Source organism: Corynebacterium sp. LK31, assembly GCF_014335015.1.
Taxonomy (GTDB): Bacteria; Actinomycetota; Actinomycetes; order Mycobacteriales; family Mycobacteriaceae; genus Corynebacterium; species Corynebacterium jeikeium_D.
Window position 1 is genome coordinate 1 of record NZ_PDGW01000001.1, and the last position, 2158, is coordinate 2158.

Annotated in this window: 1 protein-coding gene; it reads left to right on the forward strand. The window is 53.0% G+C overall.

Annotated elements, in window-relative coordinates; genetic code table 11:
• Positions 1-235: 235 nt before the first annotated feature.
• The gene (locus CRD18_RS00005) at positions 236-1684 is read left to right on the forward strand and encodes a nucleobase:cation symporter-2 family protein (protein ID WP_070866520.1); all 1449 of its coding nucleotides are present in this window, start codon (positions 236-238) and stop codon (positions 1682-1684) included.
• The last annotated feature ends 474 nt before the right edge of the window (positions 1685-2158 follow it).

The following is a 2158-nucleotide window of genomic DNA, read 5'->3' on the forward strand; positions in this document are numbered from 1 at the left end:
CCAGGTCACAATGACTTTCTTGGGTACTTTCGAGCTAATAGAAGACCATAACCCTAGAGTTTCACTTAAAGCTGTTCGGCAATGCGTTCGTTCACCGGCTTCTTACGCACACTCACGAGTTATCTCAGCAAAGTGACGTGGCCCGAAAGCCTCGTCGTAAAGCGAGATGGAGCGAAACCACCCCAATAGAAAGCTCCAGTGAGGAAAAGCTGGACTAGGGAACTAAAGTCGAACTGTGACTACATCAACGAAGACCGATACTCAGACGGTTCATCCGGTCGATGAGTATCCGGGCCATGTGAAACTGCTTATACTCGGCTTTCAACATGTGCTCGCCGCGTATGCAGGCGCGGTGGCAGTCCCGCTTTTCGTGGGCTGGGCACTTGTGGATGCCGGGCGTATGTCCCCATCCGATATTCCGCACCTAATTGCCGCGGACCTGTTTGTTGCCGGCATCGCCACCATCGTGCAGTCGGTGGGCATTTGGCGATTTGGTGTGCGGCTACCACTGATTCAGGGCTGTACCTTCTCTGCTGCCATTCCGATGGTCACTATCGGATCGCAATACGGCGTGCCCGCAATCTACGGTTCGGTGATTGCATCGGGCATTTTCATGATGCTCTTTGCACCGCTTTTTGCGTCGCTTCTACGCCTATTTCCGCCGTTGGTCACTGGCACGGTGCTATTGATTATCGGCACGACGCTTATGCCAGTCGCAGCCGACTGGGTTGGTGGCGGTGCTGAAGTCAAGGACACTCCAGATTTCGGCGCACCTCAAAACTTGGCAGTAGCTGCGTTTGTGTTGGTCTTAATTCTCAGTATTGAGCGATGGGCACCAGAATGGTTCGCCCGCATTGCCGTTCTAGTGGGCATGATCTCCGGATTGCTGCTATGCATTCCATTGGGAATGGTGGATTGGTCTGGAACTAAGGACTCACCCGTCTTCGGGTTGACGCATCCATTCTACTTTGGCATGCCTGAATTCGTCCTCTCGGCTGTATTTGCCATGTGCATTGTTTCGCTTGTGACTATGGTCGAAGCGACTGGCGACGTACTTGCAATCGGCGAGATTACCGAATCCGAGATTGATAATCACCGTATTGCCGACACACTGCGTGCCGACGGTGCTGCGACCGTAATTGGCGGTATTTTCAATACTTTCCAATACACGGCGTTTGCCCAGAACATTGGCGTCCTATCCATCACGGGCGTACGTTCCCGATGGGTTACCGCAGCTGCAGGTGGAATGCTGCTGATCCTGGGTTTGATTCCAAAGACGGCCGCTCTCGTTGCCGCTATCCCAGCTCCAGTTTTGGGAGGTGCCGGTATCGCCTTGTTCGGTATGGTCGCAGCATCGGGCGTCCGCACTCTATCCAAGGTTAAGTTCACTGAATCCAACGTGATTGTCGTGGGTATTCCGTTGGCATTGGCATTACTTCCTGCTGTATCGCCCGAACTATTCTCCGGACTACCGGCATGGGCGCAAACGTTTATGGCTTCAGGTATCTGCGTAGGTTCCGTCGCTGCTATCATCTTGAATCTTTTGTTCAACACCGCCGACCGTGCACCGCACGCCGTTACTCCGAGTGCTCACGACACCTTCCGCGGAGGTATTAACTCTGAAGATAAGGACCACGACGGCTACGGAGACGTCCCGTCGGCTAAGCCGAGCAGTAATAACTAACTTCGGTACTTTGATCAGCGCGGCTGGATAGCTCAATCCCAGACTGCGCTGGCGTAATTAAATACAACACATTCCCGTATGGGCGCAGGCAATACCTCGCCCATACGGGATTTCCTTTTGGCGCGACCTTGGATGGCGCCGCGTTGTCTCGTAGGTAGGGCTTAAGAATCAGGACGAATTCCAAATAAGCGTATGGATCCCTATTTGGACAGCTTGGCAGTAAAGCCCCATTGAAGCGCGGTATCTGCATGTCGGGATGAGTGGCTGTGGTAATCACAGAAGTGCAATAACTGAATCGGACATGCCAACAAGCTCAGTGCCAGAATTCGAGGAGCCTCCGACCGGTGTACTGCGCATCGGACCCTTCTAAGTACCCGCAATTAAGCCAAATCGGTAGCTACCCCGAGATATAAGCCACGACATTTGTCGATTAAATGTTGTTTACTCGTGGGTAACAAAAAGTGGGTCGCAGCA